This window comes from Lacisediminihabitans sp., assembly GCF_036404185.1.
Taxonomy (GTDB): Bacteria; Actinomycetota; Actinomycetes; order Actinomycetales; family Microbacteriaceae; genus Lacisediminihabitans.
On sequence record NZ_DASWPB010000214.1, the window covers coordinates 1 to 16,531 of the forward strand.

The window sequence follows — 16,531 nt, forward strand, 5'->3', positions numbered from 1 at the left end:
GCACGGCGGTTTGAGCCTTGTGCGCGGGCTCGACCTGGCGGGTTGGTTCTCAAACCTCGCCGTAGAGCGTTGCCAGCCGTCGTTTCGCTTGGCCCGTGTCGGAGCGGGGGAAAGCAGTCTCGTTTCAGCACGTCGTGGCCGGTGATGCTCACTGCGCGGATGCGGGTGGTGAGCATCACCGGCGCTCTCGCGCTCAGATCACGGTGGTGCCGCCGTCGGCGACCAGTTCCATGCCGTTGACGTAGCTCGAGTCGTCGGAGGCGAGGAACAGTGCGGCCGATGCGATCTCTTCGGGGCGGCCCATCTCTCGCCGTGGGATCACGGATTCGAACATCGTCTTCATTTCCGGGCTGAGCACGTCGCCCATCATCGGTGTGGCGACTGAGCCGGGGGTCAGCACGTTCACACGGATCTTCCGGTCTCTCAGCTCGGCCACCCACACCCGCGCGTAGGCGGCGAGCACGGCCTTGCTTCCCGCATACACGCTCCAGGCGGGGTAGCCCCGGAGCGAGGCGTTCGAGCCGGTCATGAGGATCGAGCCGCCGTCGTTGAACAGTGGCAGAGCCTTCTGGACCGTGAACAGCGTGCCCTTCGCGTTGAGGTCGAAGGCGGCATCGAACTGCTCCTCGGTGATCTCACCGAGCCCGCTCTGCTCGCCGCCCCCAGCACTTGCCCACAGCACGTCGATCCTGCCCTTCTCTTGCTTGACCGTGTCGAAGAGACGGTCGAGGTCATCGAGGTTGGCGGCATCGGCTTGCACGCCGGTCACGTTCCGGCCGATCGACTTCACGGCTTCGTCCAGGGCGTCCTTGCGGCGGCCCGTGATGAACACGTGAGCTCCCTCGTCGACGAACAGTTTGGCGCCGGCCAGCGCCATGCCACTTGTCGCGCCAGTGATGACCGCGACCTTGCCATCGAGCTTTCCCATGATTACTCCATTTCTCCGAGGTTGACGCCGAGAGAGAGGCTGAATCCCAGGCCGTTCTGGGCGAGTCCCATCTCCAGCAGGCTCGCTCCCTCCAGCCAGTGCGCCATGCTCAGCTCGCCGACGTCCCGCGGGCGATGCCCGAGGCTCGTGATGAACTCCGACAAGCTCGCCTTCGCCTGCGCGTCATCACCGGCCATGAACACGTCCCGCGGGCCGCCCGAGGCCAGCACGTCACGGAAAAGGGTGTTGAATGCTTTGACGACGTGGGTGCTCGCGGGGGCCGCTTCGGCCACCAGCTGTGCGACGGAGGTGTCGTGAGGGACCGCCAGCCCGCTGCCGACGGGGCTGAAGGGGTTCGTGATGTCGACGACGATCTTGCCTGTCAGTGCGTCCCCGAACTCGCGGACGACCTCCACGGCACTCTCGAACAGCACCGCGAGGATGACGATGTCCCCGGCGGGAGTGGCGCCCCAGGTGCCGACCGTGGCGCCGCCGAGGGCTCGGGCCAGGGCTGCCGTCTTCGCCGGATCTCGGCCGATGACCTCGACGGTGTTGCCGCCCTTGACGGCCAGGGCGCCGATGGCGCTGGCCATGTTCCCCGCTCCGATGATGCTGATGCTGCTCATATCTGCTCCTTCGTGGTGTCTGTATCGGTTGGCCGGGGGGCCCTCGTTGCGTGCTCGGTGGGAGCCTCAGGTGAGGCACCCCTCCGGTTATTGGAGTCAACCGGAGGGGTGCCTCACGTATTCCCGGACAGTGGGGAGGAATTTGCGGCGGATCTTCGGTCCCTGACGCCGGGCCGGTGCTCCTGTGCCAGAAGCGGAGGACACCCTCAGCTTGGGGGGTAAAGTGGGCCAGGTGAGCATCAGTGACGTCGAGCGGACGCGGGGACCCTGGCGCCGCGATGCGCAAGAGCGCCATGACCGGCTCATCGCCGCGGCACGACGAGAGTTCGCCGCCAGGGGTGTGGATGCTTCCTTGGAGGGGATCGCGCGCGACGCGGGCGTCGCCATCGGAACCCTGTATCGCCATTTTCCTACGCGCCTGGACCTGCTGCTTGCTGCCCTTGAGCCTCGACTTCGGGAGTTCGCCGACGGGTCAAAGAAGGCCCTGGAGATCGATGATCCGTGGGACGGATTCGTCTCCTACCTGGAGAACTTGTTCCGCGTGCAGGCCGGTGACCGAGGGTTCAACGACTTCCTTTCTCGCCGATTCCCCGGTAGTGCCGACACCGAGCGCTTCCACGACCAGATGTGTCAACAGATCGACGACGTGCTTACCCGAGCTCAAGGCGCCGGACAGGTGCGCCCCGACATCACGCTGGCCGACATCGTCAACCTCATCTGGTCCAACGGCCGGATGATCGACGCCACCACCGCCGCCGCGCCGGGCGCGTGGCGGCGCAGCCTCTACCTCATGCTCGACGCCTACCGAGCCGAGCGGGCACACCCGATCCCCGTGCCGCCGATGACGGAAAAACAGCTCTACGACGCGATGGTCCATCTCAGCACGGCGGAGTAGAACGACCGCCACGATGATCCTCTCGTACCGACTGCCGGCGCGACTGCCTTCGACTCCCAGCTTCGGCATCCGCCGATCTGCTCCCACCGGGTAGGCCTGACCGAAGCTCGCCATCATCGCGATCGGCACAGTGAAGCTTCACAATCCGGCAATGCTGGGCACCCGAGTGTGGCCGGCCACACCGGGATAGGTAGGTAGGCAGGCAGGCAGTTCAGGTGGTGAGTCGCGGTCGGCGGCCGCGGGGGCGAATTTCAACGACTTCCGCGGCGACCGCCCTTCTCACTACGTGCTGACTGACGCCGAAGCGCAGCCCGACTTCCACGAGCGTCAGGCCGCTTTCGTAGAGCTGGACGGCCTCGGGCTTGTCCTCCGCTGAGAGCCCTCGCTGCCGCAGCGGAACGGAGCGACGAACCAGGTGCGCGGCCGCCGTCCTGGTGTAGATGCCGAACCTCCTGCTGACCTCGGCGATGCTCAGTCCCTCGCAGTACAACGCCACGAGTTCGTCCACCTGGGCCGCGCTCAGAAAAGTTTGAGTCTTCCCAACCGAGCGGACGATCCGCCCCCGATCGTCGGTGACCGAGGGCTCAGAGGGCCGCTCGCTACGTTGGTAGGCACCCCGAGACAGGCGAGAAACCACGGTTTTCAGAGCCGGGGAAAAGTTCTCAAACTCTCTACGAAGGTGCACAGCAGGTTGAGCGCGCCGCCGTCGCTCACCCGTCAGATCGCGAGCGTGGTCAGCGATCGGCGGGGAGCCTACCTGTCTGCTCGATCGATTCTCTGCGGCGTTGTCATTCGAGCAGCCGCAGCGACGTCCTGGTCAGTTCGCGGAGCAACTGCTCCCGGGTCGTGCCGGATGCGAGGAGTTCGCTGATGAGGTCGGCGCGGAGTCCATTGAGCAAGAGGTGAGCTGCATAGTCGGCGGAGGTCGACGGGGTCCCGGTCTCTTCGATCAGAGCCCGGAGGAACTCGTGCACCCATCGGTAGTGCGGCGCTCGCAGCAGGCTCGACCCGCTGAGCTCCCGTGCAGCGATAAGCCGCGGGTTGTCGAGCTTGAAGACCAGCAGCAGCTCGAGGAGCCCGACGACCCGATCCGCGGGCGGGATTTGCGGACCGATCGGTGATCCCACCCGCGCGATCTCTGCTCGGAGGGGGTTGAGACGTGCCGCGAACACGGCGTCGAGCAGGCCGTCCCGGCTGCCGAATGCCCGGAAGAGCGTGCCCTTTCCTACACCGGCTGCCGCTGCAATGTCGTCCATCGAAACGGCGGTCGGGGTGGAGGCATCGGCGAACAGGGCCTCCGCGGCGTGCAGAACCAGCTCGCGCGGCACGGGGGGCCTGCCCCGCCGGGGAGTTTCGGACGGCCGGTCCGAAAAGCTGCTATCCTCTTTAGGACTCATGGTCCGTAATTCTAGTGGAGGAAGTCATGTCAGATGAACCGGTGTTCCCGGAATGGTTGGCGGAGGCGGCGATCGGGCTCGCGTCCGGAGACGTGGACGTGTGGATGGAGATGTATACCGACGACGCCGTCCACGAGTTCCCGTTCGCGGCGCCGGGGGCCACGCGGCGGCTCGAGGGTAAGGACGCCATCCGTGCATACATGGAGGCGATGGGCGGCAGCGTCCAGTTCGGCAGCCTGGACGACGTGCATATCCGCGAGTTCGGCGACGAGGTGATCATCGAGGCGGAAGGACACCACTTCGACGCGGTGACCGGGGATCCGTTCGATCTGCGCTATCTATGGATCATCACCCGCCGGGATGGGCTGGTGACTCGGCTGCAGGACTACATGGGTCCGCGCCGCCCTGTCGCCGAGGAACGCTGATGCAGGTATTCGTCACGGGAGGCACCGGATTTGTCGGCTCGGCTGTCGTCCAGGACCTCATCGGCTCCGGCCATTCGGTCCTCGCGCTCGCTCGGTCCGCCTCATCCGCAGCCGCTTTGGAGACCTTCGGCGCCGAACCGATCGCCGGGTCTCTCGAGGACATCGGCAGTCTTCGGGACGCCGTAGTCCGTGCCGATGCCGTGATCCACACGGCGTTCGACAACTCCAGCCTCATCCGATTCCCCCGCAACAGCCGCATCGAGCGGGCAGCGCTCCACGCCATCGGTGATGTGCTCGCCGGAACCGATCGACCGATCGTCATCGCGGGCGGCTTTCCTCCGGTCGTCGCATCCGGACCGGTGTTGACGGAGCTCGATGTGGCGTCGCCGGGCGCTGGTCCCATGGGGCGCAACGTTGAACGGACCATGATGAAACTCGCCGATGATGGGGTGAACGCGTCGATCGTGCGCATGCCGGTCGTCCACGGCGATGGTGACCACTTCACCATCCCGCGCTTTATCGAATCGGCCCGTAAGAACGGCGAATCCGGGTACGTCGGGGACGGGAGCAACCGCCTGCCCGCGGTACACAACGTCGATGCCGCCCGCGTTTTCCGACTCGCGATCGAACGCGCGGTCCCGCGATCGCGCTACCACGCGGTCGCTGAGGAAGGCGTGCTGTTCAAGGGCATCGCCGAAGTGATAGGGAGACGACTGGGCGTCCCGTCCGTCAGCCTGTCGCCGCGTGCCGCACGCAAGCACTTCGGCCTCTACGCCGCCTATGCGGAGGGCGACCGGCCCGCATCGAGCGCCATCACCCGCGAGCAGCTCGACTGGCGGCCCGACGGACCGATGCTGCTCACCGATCTCGACCGATCCGAGTATTTCCGACCCTGACCCGCGCATACTTCTCCCTCATCGAGGCGAGCAGCCTGCTGAAGCACGCCGTCGAACAGCAGCTGCAGGAGGCGGGAGATCTCAGTTATGTGCAGTTCCAACTCCTGGCCACCCTCGGCGACGCCCCGCTGGGAAGCCGGCGGATGACCGACCTGGCCGATGGTGTCGTCTACAGTCGCAGCGGAATGACCTACCAGGCTCAGGTGCTGGAGAAGCGCGGCCTCGTGGTCCGCACGCCGTCGTCCGACGACGAGCGCAGCATCACGGTCACCATCACCGAGGAGGGGCGTGCCGTGCTCGCCGGGGTATTCCCCGGTCACGTCGCCATCCTGGGCGACCTGCTCTTCGCCCGGCTGTCCCGCTCCGACATCGAGACGCTCGCCGACATCCTCGGTCGCGTCCGGGACCACATGCGCCAGACTCCGCCACGGTCGGCGGCACCACGACGACGGACGAAGGCGGCCGCAGGGGAGCGATCCCAGTAGGCCGGGAACGAGGCGTCGCGGTCGTCCACCGCCGTTGCCCCTCCGCTCGGTCGTCGCCTCAGGGCTGGATCTTCTCCAGATCCTCGAGCAGGTCTGGGTGGGTCGGCTCCCAGCCGAGTTCGGCGCGAGTACGGGCGCTCGACGACGGCTGGTCAACCACGAAGATGGCGCCGAGCGGGCCGAAGGCCTCGGTCGGCAGCGACTCGACGGGCAGCCCGAGCCGCCGCCCGATCACGGCCACGATGTCGCGCACCGCATCGCCCTCATCCGCGACGGCGTGCCAGGCGGTACCGCCCGGTGCCCGCTCGAGTGCGAGTCTGAAGAGCGTGGCGGCGTCGAGCGCATGCACGGCCGGCCAACGCTGCGTACCGTCGCCCGGGTAGCCGGCCACACCGGTCTGCCGGGCGATCTGGGTGAGGAGTCCGGCGAATCCGCCGTCTCCCTCGTTGTGCACCGTGCGGGGGAGGCGGATGGCGGACGCGCGCACCCCGCGATCGGCGAGGGCGAGGGCGCGGTTGACGGACACGCTGCGGCCGCCGACCGGCCCCTCGGTCGGCAGGGGGTCGAGCTCGGTCGATGGGCGGCCGGCCGCGAAGGGGGTCCCCGACACCGTCACGAGCGGTTTGCCAGTGCCGACGAGTGCCTGGCCGAGCGTTTCGAGAGCGGCGGATTCGTCTGCGACATTCAGGTTGAGTGCCTCGGGGGAGCTGAAATCGTTGCCGAAGGCGAGGTGGATCACCCCGTCGGCTTTCTGTGCCTCGACACGAAGGACGTCGAGGTCGGTGAGCTCTCCTCGAACGGTGTCGGCGCCGGCTGCTTCGGCCTTCGCGGTCGAGGCGTCGGAGCGGGTGAGGGCGGTGACGGAGTGGCCGGCGGCGAGCAGCTCGGCGGTGACCGCCGACCCGATGAGACCTGTTGCTCCGGTGATGAAGACGCGCATGGGTAACCTCCACGAAGTGATGCGACTGGTGTCCCATGAGACTAACACGATGATGAGACACATGTCGCATCAGCTAGGATGATTGCATGCCCCGATGGAAACCGGATGCGCGACAGCGGCTGGCCGTGGCCGCTCTCGACCTCTTCACCGAGCAGGGCTATGACGAGACCACCGTCGCCCAGATCGCCGAGCGTGCCGGCCTCACCCGCAGCACCTTCTTTCGCCACTTCGGCGACAAACGCGAGATCCTCACGGCGGGCCAGGAGATGCTCAGCCGGCTACTGGCCGAGGGCATCGCCGCTGCGGACGAGGATGCGACCCCTCTGGATGCGGTCGCCATGGGCCTCGATCGTGCCTCCGGCGCCATGACCGACTTCAATCGAGAACTCGGCCCCCGCCTCCACGCGGCGATCGAGGCCAACGAGGAACTCCGCAGTCGCAACGCGATGAAGAGCATCGGCATGGCGGCGGCGATGACGGATGCGCTCCGCCGTCGTGGCGTCCCCGAGGCGGCCGCCCAGGTGGCGGCAGAACTCGGTGTGCTCGCGTTCGGTCTCGGCTACCGCCGCTGGGCGGATCCCGGCCGTGGTGACGTTCCCGGCGAGCTCGTCACCTATACCCGAGCCGCCTTCGCGGAACTCCGCTCGGCCGCCGCCGCCCTCCGCTGAACCGGGGCGGGCAGTGCAGGGTGGCGACCCCCTACCGCCCGGACTCAGCCGCCCGTGCGGAGTTTCCGACGATCGTTCGCGTTCACGCCGAGGACTGGGCTCCCGCGCTAGTCGACCGTGTGCCCCGCGTCGTAGCGCAACCCGTTGAGCAGCAGCCCGACCATGCGGTAGGCGCGGGAGGTGTCGGTGCTTCCCGGCGGTGGCACGCAGAGATTCGCGATGGCGCCGAGCAGGTCGAGGGGGCTGGTTCCGTTGCCGATCGCGCCGCTGTGCTCGGCGTTGTCGAGGAGCGTCTGGAGCGCGGGCCCGGCGTGCTCTTCGAAGTAGCCCCGTAATCCCGCGAAGGCGGGGTCCCCGGAGTGCAGCGCGGCGGCGAGACCCTGCTTGGTGGCGACGAGCTCGATGTATCGCTCGGTCCAGCGCTCGAGTGCCGCGAAGGGCGGAAGCTCAGTGGAGAGTTCGTCCGCCGCGGCCACGACGCCGTCGATCTCGCGGCGGAAGACCGCCGCGATGAGGTCGGAGCGCAACGGGAAGTGCCGGTACAAGGTCGCGGTGCCGACACCCGCCCGAGCGGCGATGGCGCGCACATTGACATCGACACCATTGGCCACGAATTCCTCCTTGGCGGCGGAGAGGAGGGCATCGACGTTCCGCTGCGCGTCGGCACGTGGCATCCATCGTCTCCTTGACTAGGTGGGACACGGTTCCATATAGTGGGAGCCATATCGGGACATCGTCCCGTTTATATCATCTCATGGCGCCGACCACGCCGGAAAAGGACGTCTCATGCACTACCGCACCTTCGGCAGGACCGGCATCGCGGTCAGCCCCTACGCGCTCGGCGCGATGATGTTCGGCGCGGTCGGCAATCCGGACCATGAGGATTCGATCCGGATCATCCACAAGGCGCTCGACGCCGGGATCAACGTCATCGACACCGCCGACGCCTACTCGCACGGTGAGTCGGAGGAGATCGTCGGCGAGGCGATCGCGGGGCGTCGGGACAGCGTCGTGCTCGCGACCAAGTTCGGGCTGCCGATGGATCCCGACGATCCGAACCGGCGCGGCGCATCCCGTCGCTGGATCATCAGGGCGGTGGAGGACTCGCTCCGGCGACTCGGCACCGACTACATCGACCTGTACCAGATGCACACCCTGGATCCCACCACGGATCTCGAGGAGACGATCTCGGCACTCACCGATCTGGTCCGCTCCGGCAAGATCCGCGCCTTCGGGGACTCCAGGCTGCCGGCCTCCGGCATCGTCGAGGCGCAGTGGATCGCCGACCGTCGGGGCTACGAGCCGTTGCGTTCCGAGCAGCCCCCGTACTCCATCCTCGACCGTGGCATCGAGCGGGAGATCCTTCCGGTCGCCGAGAGATACGGCATGGGCGTCCTCGTCTGGAGTCCGCTCGCCCAGGGGCTGCTCACCGGTCGCGTCCGCAAGGGGCAGGAGACCGACCTGCGTCGGACCGGGATGTTCCGGCACATGCGCGACGAGCGGCGTCTCGACGTCGTCGAGCAGATCATTCCGATCGCGGAGCAGGCGGGCCTGAAGCTCACCCATATGGCCATCGCCTTCGCGATCGCCCACCCCGGCGTCACCTCGGCCATCATCGGCCCGCGGACGATGGACCATCTCGACGACCTCCTCGCCGGGGTGGACACCGTGCTCGGCGACGACGTGCTCGATCAGCTCGACACGATCGTCGCGCCCGGTACCGACGTCGGTCGTCTCGACATGGCCTACACCCCGCCGGCCACCCTGGACCCGTCGCTGCGCCGCCGTGGCCCGTCCGGCAGGGCGGCGGTCTGAGCCCCGAGGCTACCGGGTGAGGAAGAACTCTTCGAGCAGGTCAGTGTAGAGCTCGGGTTCGGCGAGGTGGACGACATGGGTGGCCTCGACCCTGCGGTAGCTACCATCCGGCAGCAGGGACATGGCCCGGTCGGCATCCTCCTGGCTCATCGCGCCGTTGAGCGTGCCGTCGGGGAGGATCGAGAACTCGGCCTGGACGAGCAGGGCCGGGCAGGCGACCTTCGCGAGGGCCTCGGCATGATCGAAACCCGCGTTCCAGGTGCCTTCGTGGAAGGCGGCGCCGAAGCGGGGGTCGAACTGATCCATGCCGCGGAGGAACAGCCGAACGGTGTCGTCCGGCAGCAGACCGATCTCGACCGGTTCCCCCGGGTGGGCCCGGCGATAGGCCTTGACCGCCTGGGTCAGCAGAAAGGCCGAGCCGGGCGCCATGTTCTTCGTGAAGAACGCTTTGTTGCTGTCGATCCAGTAGAGGAGGAAGTCGTCAACACCCTCCCGAACGGCGTCGGAGCAGGTGGCGAACGACCTGTCGGCGATCGTCGTCATGATGCGGGGGTATTCGCCGGAGAACAGGGGAGGATCCTCCAAGACGACCGCCCTCACCAGATCGGGGCGATTCGCGGCCAACCAGGTGGTGAGCAGGCCGCCGGACGAGTTGCCGGTGACGAAGGCCGGTTCGCCGATCGTCGTCTCGATGAACGTCGCGAGGTCGCTGCCGATCCGGTTCGCCGTCATCGGGTAGTCGGCGGGCACGACCGTCGTGCCGTGGCCGGGGTAGTCGATGTCGAACACGTGGAACCGCCGGGACAACGCGGGCAGCACCCGGCTGTAGCTGAACCAGTCCATGTGCTGGGCGTGCAGCAGCACCAGGGCCGGACCGTTGTCCGGGCCCTCCGCATAGCTGAGTTCCACGTCGCCGACCCGGGTGGTCTTCAGGGAGAACCCGGCATCGGCGACCCTGGCCTTCCACGGGTCGACGTATCCGTCGATGACGCGGTTCAGGACAGCGAGCCCCGCTGCCGTGGCCGCGAGGACTCCGCCTCCGATGACCGCGGTCCGTCTCCATCCCGCGCCGGTTGTGCCGTTCATGCCACTCCTTCGTCGTGATCGTCGAGACTTACGACTATCCGACCATTCTGGGTGCGGATGGCCTCTTTCCGCGAGTCGGTGCCCTCGCATCATCCGGTGCGCTCCCTACGAGTCCGCGATGCGCCGCAGAAGCGAGGCCGCGCCGGCGAGTGTCTCGCGCTCGGACGGGGTGAGGCTGTCCAGCTGGGTGTCGAGCCAGGCGATGCTGCGCGCGAGGGTCGCCATGGCGATCCGGCTGCCCTCCTGCGTCGTCTCGAAGAGCACCCTGCGGCCGTCCGTCGGATCGGGGATGCGCACGGCGTAGCCCGCGCCGGTGAGCCGGTTCACGGTCTGGCTCATCGAGCCGGGCGTGACGTGGGCGTGGTCGCTGAGCGCCTTGAGGCTCTGCGGGCCGTGCTTCTGGAGGCGATTGAGCACGCTGATCGCGGCATCGCCGAGCTCGCCGGCGGTCCGCTCCGAACGGAACCGGCGGTACATGCGGCCGACGGCCGTGCGGAGCTCGGCGCCCAGCGAGCCGTCATCCGTTCCCGTGCCGGTTGTGGTGTCGCTCATGGGTCGTTAGTATAACAAAGTAGCTAGTTAGTATTACTAATGAAGGATGGACCGGATGACGGACACAGCGGAAGAGCGAGCCGCCCAGAAGCCGTTCGGGTGGCGATTCACCTTCCCGCTTCTTCTCGGATCGACCCTCAACCCGATCAACAGCTCGATGATCGCCACCGGTCTCGTCGGGATCGCCGCGGACTTCCATACCGGGCCGGGACAGACCGCCACGTTGGTCTCCGTGCTGTACCTGTGCAGCGCGGTCATGCAGCCGACGATGGGGAAGCTGTCGACGCTGTTCGGTCCGCGACGGATCTTCCTCATCGGGGTCTTCATCCTGTTCGTGGCCGGGGTGGTCGGTGCGGCGGCGCCGACCTTCGGGTTCCTGCTCCTGTCGCGTGCCCTGATCGGCGTTGGCACCTCGGCCGCCTATCCGACCGCGATGGCCCTGGTCAGACGGCGTGCGGACGAGAGGGGCATCGGCGTGCCGAGCCGGGTCCTCGGCAACTTCTCCATCGCCTCGCAGATCACCACGGTCTTCGGCCTGCCCATCGGCGGGGTGCTGGCCGGTTCCTTCGGCTGGCGGGCGCTGTTCCTGGTCAACGTTCCGCTGGCCATCGTCACCTTCGTGTTCGCGTTCTGGGGCGTCGCGAAGGATCCGAGGTCGCCCGGCAGACGGGGCGGGATCCTCGCGGCGATCGACCTGCCGGGGATCGCTCTGTTCGGCGTCGCCATCGTCAGCTTGCTGCTGTTCCTCTCGGACCTGACCACCCCGGTCTGGTGGCTGCTCGCGGTCTCGCTCGTGCTGATCGCCGCGCTCGTCCTGTGGGAGCGGCGGACGGCCCAGCCGCTGATCGACGTCCGCATGCTCGCGCGGAACGCGCCGTTGCAGCGAACCTACCTTCGCCAGACCCTCATCGGTCTCGGCATCTACACCGCCCTCTACGGCTCAAGCCAGTGGATGGAGCAGAGCGCCGGCCTGTCCCCGCTCGCGGTCGGGCTGATCCTGCTGCCCCTGTCCGGGGCGAGCATCGTCCTCGCCCGGCTCAACTCGAACAGGGGCTGGATCCGCTGGCCGCTGATCGCCGGTGCGGTCGCCCTCGTCCTGACCGGCGGTGTGATCCTGCTGATCACGCACTCGTCGGGCATCCTCGTCCTCGCGCTGATTGCCATGTCGCTGATGTTCGGCGTGACAAACGGATTCTCCGGTTTCGCCAACCAGGCGGCGCTCTATCTGCAGGCCCCCGCGAAGGAGATCGCCGTCGCCGCGGGTCTCTATCGGACGTTCGCCTACATCGGCGCGATCTTCTCCTCGAGCCTGATCGGCATCGTCTTCGGATCCACGGTGACCGACGCCGGATTCCACCGGCTGGGCTGGGTGATCATCGGGATCGGGGCAGCCTCCGCGCTGCTCACCGTGCTCGACCGCAGGATCCCCGTCGTTGCGCCCGCGGAGAGGGCCGGCCGCTGAGGCCGACCCCCTCCCTCGCGAGCGTCACGCCGGCAGCGTCCGGACCGGAAACGTCGAGACGCCGAGCAGGCGGGGATCGGCTCCGGTGACGGAGATCACGACCTCGTCGCCGTCCCGCAGGTCGAAGCAGTTGTCACTCAGTCGCATCGCCGGCACGGGCTGCTCGATCCTCACCGAGTACGCGTAGCCGATCGAGCGGATCCGCAGCGAGGAGCCTTCGACCGCCACCTCGAGCCTGCTGGCCCCGAAGCGGAGGTGCCCAATCTCGTCGAAGTGCTTGCGGGCCGCCGGGAAGGTCTCGACCGGACTGGATGCCCAGGCATAGTGCGCCGCATCCCTGGGCACCCGGTCGGCGGCGAACGACCGGACGAGCACGGAGGAGGCAGTCTCGGCCGCGGCCCGCACGCGTTCGCCCCTCCGGCCGGAACCGTCGAAGGCGCCGAACTCGACGTCGATCTCGAGGTTCACGGGGGAGGGTCCGTTGTTGACGAGCCAGAGCTCCAGCCCGCCGTCCTCGCGGTCGCGGAAGCTGACGGCGACGGGCGCGCAGGCGCGCCGGGCGGCGAAATACGACGCCTTGGGCACGCCGTCGAAGTCGACGACGGACCAGCTGAACCCCGGCCACACGTCGTTGTACTGCCACATGAGAGCGCCGCTCGTCTCCGGCTGGCGGCGGCGATAGTGCTCGAGGCCGAAGGCCATCCCCTCCGCCTGAACGGCCTGGGTGTAGTCGACGTATTCCTCGAGGGTCTCCGGCAGGCCCGTGGTGACCGCGAGGAGCTCATCGCCCTTGTTCTTCGGGGTGTCCTTGTTGTGCCGGTCGAAGGTGGCCGAGTGCACGTGCAGGTGCTCGTCCGGGATCCAGCGCCGGAGCGTGGCGAGCTCCGGGGAGGCGTGGATGCCGAACTCCGAGACGAACCGGCCGGTGTCGTCGGCGTATCTGCGGTAGTGCCTGGCGTCCCCGACGGTCGGGAACTCGGTGCCGCCGATCGTCATGCCGGGAATGACCAGGCCGTGCCAGACCTCCCAGGTGTGCCGGTCGCCGTCCTCCGTGCCGTTGATCGCGAACGGGCCGCCCTCTCCGTACGGGCTTCCCGGCCAGTACGGTGTGAGCCCGTCGTGGGTGGCGACCGCCGCGGGCAGGATGTCGTGGAAGAAGTGCCATCCCCAGTCGCCCTCGTCCACGTTTCCGTAGGCGGCGAGGTGCATGATGTGCACCTCGTTGTTGCCGCACCACAGCGCCAGGCTCGCCCGGTTGCGCAGGCGCCTGACCTGGTAGGCCGCCTCGAGGGTGACCTCGCGGCGCAGGACCGGATCGGCGTCGGGATAGTCGATGCAGGCGAACATGAAGTCCTGCCAGACGAGCACACCCAGCTCGTCGCACACCGTGTAGAAGGCGTCGTGCTCGTAGATGCCGCCGCCCCAGACCCTGAGCATGGTGAAGTTGCCCTCGCGTGCCCGCAGCACCCTGTCCCGGTAGGTGTCGGCGTCGACGGAGCCGACGAACATGCTCGCCGGCAGCCAGGACGCGCCCCTGGCGAACAGGGGCATCCCGTTGAGCACGAACCGGAAGCGCCGCCCGGCGTCGTCCCCGCGATCGAGCACGATCGTCCGGAGGCCGATCCGATCGGTCACCGTGTCGAGGACGGTCCCGTCGTGCATCAGCTCGATCGTCACGTCGTGCAGCGCCGGCGTCCCGAGGTCGTGGGTCCACCAGAGCTCGGGATCGTCGATGAGCACCTGTGCCTCGCCCCTGCCCGACCGGATCGGGACGGTCGTGGTGAACTCCCGGCCGGCGGGGGAGACCAGCCTCACCGCCGCGCTGAGGGACAGCTCCGCCAGCGCCTCGGCCTCCACGACGACAACGGCCGTCGCCCGATCGCGGGCGGCGGACAGCCGGGAGAGCGCGACGTGGTGGCCGGTGATGACGGCGCCTCGCTCGACCGTGAGCTGCACCGGCCGCCAGATGCCGATGGAGGGGATGTTCGGCCCGAAGTCCCATCCCCAGGAGAACGCCGCCTTGCGGACGGTGGTGGCCAGCGGCAGTGTGGCCATCATGCCGCCGGCCTCGGCGGGTTCCTCGCCCGCCACCGCTCCGAACACCGTCGCCAGGCGCCCCATCATCTCCGCCACGGTCGGCGGGACCTCCCGGCCGAGCAGCGGCGGCGAGAACCGGACGAGGAGGACGTTGTCGTCGTGGAGGTCTGCGGTGACGTCGAACTCCGCCGGACGGAACTGGTTCTCGTGGTGACCGAGGAACACCCCGTTGAGCCAGACGTCCGCCACCGTGTCCAGGCCCTGGAAGAGCAGGCGCACCCGGTCTCCCGGCTCCTGCGCCGGTCGCGCGAAGCTCGTCCTGAACCACCAGTCGCGCTCCTCGACCCAGGCGGATGCGCGTTCGTTGTCCCCGAAGAACGGATGCTCGATCCGGCCCGCGGCGAGAAGCGATTCGTGGACGCCGCCCGGCACGACGGCGCTCAGCCAGGCGGAGCCGGAATCGGAGCCGAGAAGGGACGGGTCACCCCCGCCGATCGGTGTGTCGAGGAGCTCGAAGCCGGTGAGGGTGAGAGAGGCGGTGCTGGACATGGTTCGGTGATCCTTTGTCGGGTGATGCGGGTTGTCAGTGGGAGCTCACGGCAGTGGTGACGGCCTTCGGCTTCGTGATGAGGGCGAAGCGCGGGTCGCCTTCGCGGCCGATCTCGGGAAGCCGGAGGACGAAGAGCCCGCCGATCACGCCGAGGGCCGCGAGGAAGAGATAGAGGGCGCCGAATCCGCCGACGGCCAGCAGCGCGGGCGCGATGAACGGCACGATCGACTGCGGGAGGGTGTTGGCCATGTTGATGACGGCGAGGTCCTTCCCGGCGTTCGCCGAACTCGGCAGAACCCGCACGCACATGGCGCTGTCGACGGCGAAGAACAGTCCCGTCGCGACGCCGGAGACGGCGGTCGCGACGAAGACGACGGCGACCGACGGGGCCGTCGCCATGAGCACGAGGCCACCGGCCGCCAGAAAGCCGGAGGCGATCACAAACGGCTTCTGTCGGTGCAGGCGATCGGAGACGAACCCCATGACGGCGCTGGTGATCGCCAGCAGTCCCACCGACAGCAGCGAGAGCAGGAGCACGATCCCGCCGACCCGCGCACTGCCGACCTTGAACCGATCGAGGAGGAAGAAGGCGTTGTACGTGCTGCTGGCGTATGCGCAGGTGATCAGGAAGCGGATCGCCCAGGCCCATCCGAACGCCGGGTGCCTGGCCGGGTTCAGCCAGAACGACTTCGCGAGCTCCGCGAGGCCGAGCCGGGGCTCGCCCGAGGCACGCGGATGCTGCGGGTCGCGCAGCAGCAGCACCGAGATCACTCCGCCGAGGAGGCCTCCCGTCGCGGCAATGGACCACTGGAGCGCCGCATTCTGGAGCAGACTGACCGCCGCGAGTCCGATCAGCGGGCCGAGCGCGGTGGCCAGCCCGAGCAGTCCGGAGACGGAGCCGCGCCGGTCCGGCGGCACCTGGTCGGACAGCAGCGCGCTCGTCGCGGCCTGCTGGAAATTGAGCAGCGTCTGGACGACGCACCAGATCAGCGCGACCTGCCAGACCTGCGTGGTGAAGCTCATCGTCGCGAGGACGAGGGAGCCGGAGAGCGCGCCGGTGAGGATCCAGGTGCGGCGCCGGCCGAAGCGGGCGGCCGTGCGGTCGCTGATCCGGCCGCCCAGTGGATTCGCCACCAGGGCGAGCAGGGCGCCGATCCCGGTCACGACACTGAACGAGGCGGCCGCGCCGTCGCCAGAGATGCGCGTCAGCTGCAGGGTGAGCAGCAGCTGGAGGGGCGTGAGCAGGGCGATGTACGCGCCCATGATCGAGGTCATCATCGCCCCGATGAGGCGGGGCAGCGGGGTCGCGGCGTTCGAGGCCACGAGCGCGGGCAGCGGATCGGAGGCCGCGGGTGAGGGGTCGTCGGTCATCGAACACTCCTTTGTGTTTTTGGGGGTGGGACTGCACCGCATTGCGGGTGTTAATCCCATCTGGTTGTGACTCCCACTATGAATACACAACCATACGAATGTCAAGCCCGATAAGATCGGTCCTATGGGGCTCCGCGAGACGAAGGCCGCGCGAACGCGAGCGCAGATCATCGCGGTCGCCATCGCGCTCTTCGCGGACCGGGGATACGAGGCGACCACGATGGAGGAGATCGCCGAGCGCGCCGAGGTGGGCACGACGACGCTCTATCGCTATTTCCCGAGCAAGGACCTCATCCTGCTCGACCCGTTCACCAAGGTCGACGCGGTCGCGGGTGCCCTGCGCGGCCGTCCGGCGGATGAGCCCATCGAGCTCGCGCTCGGTGCAGCGATCCGGCAGG

At 68.1% G+C, this 16,531-nt stretch carries 18 protein-coding genes; 8 read left to right on the forward strand and 10 right to left on the reverse strand.

Annotated elements, in window-relative coordinates; all coding sequences use genetic code 11:
• Positions 1-193: 193 nt before the first annotated feature.
• On the reverse strand, positions 194-928 hold the full coding sequence (locus VGC18_RS15140) for an SDR family NAD(P)-dependent oxidoreductase (protein WP_331098897.1): 735 nt from the start codon (positions 926-928) through the stop codon (positions 194-196).
• A gap of 2 nt (positions 929-930) precedes the next feature.
• Positions 931-1,554: an NADPH-dependent F420 reductase gene (locus tag VGC18_RS15145; protein WP_331098899.1), complete on the reverse strand. Its 624-nt coding sequence runs from the start codon at positions 1,552-1,554 to the stop codon at positions 931-933.
• Between the two features lie 223 nt (positions 1,555-1,777).
• Here VGC18_RS15145 and VGC18_RS15150 point away from each other — a divergent pair, with 223 nt between their 5' ends.
• Positions 1,778-2,449: a TetR/AcrR family transcriptional regulator gene (locus VGC18_RS15150; protein ID WP_331098901.1), complete on the forward strand. Its 672-nt coding sequence runs from the start codon at positions 1,778-1,780 to the stop codon at positions 2,447-2,449.
• Positions 2,450-2,660: 211 nt separating this feature from the next.
• Here the strand turns inward: VGC18_RS15150 and VGC18_RS15155 are convergent, their stop codons facing one another.
• Both VGC18_RS15155 and VGC18_RS15160 read right to left on the reverse strand, forming a co-directional pair.
• Positions 2,661-2,957, reverse strand: coding sequence for a hypothetical protein (locus VGC18_RS15155; protein WP_331098903.1), 297 nt, complete (start codon positions 2,955-2,957; stop codon positions 2,661-2,663).
• A gap of 280 nt (positions 2,958-3,237) precedes the next feature.
• Positions 3,238-3,777 (reverse strand): helix-turn-helix domain-containing protein, encoded by a 540-nt coding sequence (locus VGC18_RS15160; protein WP_331098905.1) that lies wholly within the window; start codon positions 3,775-3,777, stop codon positions 3,238-3,240.
• A gap of 95 nt (positions 3,778-3,872) precedes the next feature.
• Between VGC18_RS15160 and VGC18_RS15165 the strand changes: the two genes are divergently transcribed.
• The 3 genes from VGC18_RS15165 (at position 3,873) to VGC18_RS15175 (ending at position 5,652) form a co-directional block, all read left to right on the forward strand.
• Entirely contained in the window at positions 3,873-4,271 is a 399-nt protein-coding gene (locus VGC18_RS15165) for a nuclear transport factor 2 family protein (protein ID WP_331098907.1), read from the forward strand.
• Positions 4,271-5,167 carry an SDR family oxidoreductase gene (locus tag VGC18_RS15170; protein ID WP_331098909.1) on the forward strand — a complete coding sequence of 299 codons (897 nt, stop codon included), beginning with the start codon at positions 4,271-4,273 and terminating at the stop codon, positions 5,165-5,167. Before VGC18_RS15165 ends, VGC18_RS15170 begins: the two co-directional genes overlap by 1 nt.
• Before the next feature lie 89 nt (positions 5,168-5,256).
• The gene (locus tag VGC18_RS15175) at positions 5,257-5,652 is read left to right on the forward strand and encodes a MarR family winged helix-turn-helix transcriptional regulator (protein WP_331098911.1); all 396 of its coding nucleotides are present in this window, start codon (positions 5,257-5,259) and stop codon (positions 5,650-5,652) included.
• 58 nt (positions 5,653-5,710) lie between these two features.
• On the opposite strand, the gene VGC18_RS15180 is transcribed toward VGC18_RS15175, so the two are convergent.
• Entirely contained in the window at positions 5,711-6,592 is an 882-nt protein-coding gene (locus VGC18_RS15180) for an SDR family oxidoreductase (protein ID WP_331098913.1), read from the reverse strand.
• 86 nt (positions 6,593-6,678) lie between these two features.
• Here VGC18_RS15180 and VGC18_RS15185 point away from each other — a divergent pair, with 86 nt between their 5' ends.
• A complete protein-coding gene (locus VGC18_RS15185; RefSeq protein ID WP_331098915.1) occupies positions 6,679-7,260 on the forward strand; it encodes a TetR/AcrR family transcriptional regulator in 582 nt (193 codons plus the stop codon).
• A gap of 107 nt (positions 7,261-7,367) precedes the next feature.
• Here VGC18_RS15185 and VGC18_RS15190 read toward each other — a convergent pair whose 3' ends face one another.
• Entirely contained in the window at positions 7,368-7,934 is a 567-nt protein-coding gene (locus tag VGC18_RS15190; RefSeq protein WP_331098917.1) for a helix-turn-helix domain-containing protein, read from the reverse strand.
• 112 nt (positions 7,935-8,046) lie between these two features.
• Between VGC18_RS15190 and VGC18_RS15195 the strand changes: the two genes are divergently transcribed.
• Positions 8,047-9,075: an aldo/keto reductase gene (locus VGC18_RS15195; RefSeq protein WP_331098919.1), complete on the forward strand. Its 1,029-nt coding sequence runs from the start codon at positions 8,047-8,049 to the stop codon at positions 9,073-9,075.
• Positions 9,076-9,084: 9 nt separating this feature from the next.
• Here VGC18_RS15195 and VGC18_RS15200 read toward each other — a convergent pair whose 3' ends face one another.
• Together VGC18_RS15200 and VGC18_RS15205 are read right to left on the reverse strand one after the other, a co-directional pair.
• Entirely contained in the window at positions 9,085-10,161 is a 1,077-nt protein-coding gene (locus VGC18_RS15200) for an alpha/beta hydrolase (RefSeq protein WP_331098921.1), read from the reverse strand.
• A gap of 105 nt (positions 10,162-10,266) precedes the next feature.
• Positions 10,267-10,713 (reverse strand): MarR family winged helix-turn-helix transcriptional regulator, encoded by a 447-nt coding sequence (locus tag VGC18_RS15205; protein ID WP_331098923.1) that lies wholly within the window; start codon positions 10,711-10,713, stop codon positions 10,267-10,269.
• Positions 10,714-10,768: 55 nt separating this feature from the next.
• On the opposite strand from VGC18_RS15205, the gene VGC18_RS15210 reads away from it, so the two are divergent.
• Complete coding sequence (locus VGC18_RS15210) at positions 10,769-12,175, forward strand: MFS transporter (RefSeq protein WP_331098925.1); 1,407 nt, start codon at positions 10,769-10,771, stop codon at positions 12,173-12,175.
• 24 nt (positions 12,176-12,199) lie between these two features.
• On the opposite strand, the gene VGC18_RS15215 is transcribed toward VGC18_RS15210, so the two are convergent.
• Both VGC18_RS15215 and VGC18_RS15220 read right to left on the reverse strand, forming a co-directional pair.
• Complete coding sequence (locus VGC18_RS15215) at positions 12,200-14,761, reverse strand: glycoside hydrolase family 2 protein (RefSeq protein WP_331098927.1); 2,562 nt, start codon at positions 14,759-14,761, stop codon at positions 12,200-12,202.
• A gap of 34 nt (positions 14,762-14,795) precedes the next feature.
• Positions 14,796-16,133 carry an MFS transporter gene (locus VGC18_RS15220; RefSeq protein WP_331098929.1) on the reverse strand — a complete coding sequence of 446 codons (1,338 nt, stop codon included), beginning with the start codon at positions 16,131-16,133 and terminating at the stop codon, positions 14,796-14,798.
• Between the two features lie 124 nt (positions 16,134-16,257).
• Here VGC18_RS15220 and VGC18_RS15225 point away from each other — a divergent pair.
• The coding region (locus VGC18_RS15225; protein WP_331098931.1) for a helix-turn-helix domain-containing protein at positions 16,258-16,531 on the forward strand (274 nt) is incomplete at its 3' end.